Annotated in this window: 1 protein-coding gene; it reads left to right on the top strand. The window is 60.9% G+C overall.

Features of this window, described 5'->3' with window-relative positions; all coding sequences use genetic code 11:
• Positions 1-132 precede the first annotated feature (132 nt).
• On the top strand, positions 133-557 hold a 425-nt coding region (locus NKJ35_RS30825; RefSeq protein WP_352651406.1), incomplete at its 3' end, for a helix-turn-helix domain-containing protein.

The raw sequence follows: 557 nt of genomic DNA, 5'->3' as shown, positions 1-557 counted from the left end.
CGTTCAATCCGGCTTGCAATGAGGTCCGACAACCAGTCCGCCCACTCCGTCGAGCATGCGGACCTCACAGAAGCCTCCAGATTCCAGTGAGACCGCGTTCGTGATTCACTTTCCGGTAGGAGGTGATTTGCGATGCCCAAGCCCTATTCAATCGATCTACGTGAACGCGTTGTCGGTTATGTCGAAGCCGGCCATTCACGACGCGCGGCCGCGGCGCATTTTGGTGTATCGGTTTCGTTCGTCGTGATCCTGATGAGGAACTACCGACAGACCGAGAGCCTGGTGCCCAAGCCGAGCGGTGGCCGACGCCATTCCAAGCTCGACCCGCATCGTGCGTTTCTGCTTGGCCGTGTGGTCGAGAAGGACGACATCACCATGCCGGAGCTTGCCGCCGAACTGGCCGCTGCTGCAGGCGTCGAGGTCGCTCCCGCTTCGATCTCACGTTGGCTCATCAGGAACGGCTACCGCTTCAAAAAAAACGCTGCTGGCCAGCGAGCAAGATCGACCCGACATCAGCAAGGCGCGCCAGCAGTGGCGGGCCAAACGCCAGCCGCGGA

Origin of the sequence: Mesorhizobium sp. M0136, assembly GCF_040322515.1 — a bacterium.
GTDB lineage: Bacteria > Pseudomonadota > Alphaproteobacteria > Rhizobiales > Rhizobiaceae > Mesorhizobium.
This window is presented reverse-complemented; position numbering and strand designations above follow the sequence as displayed.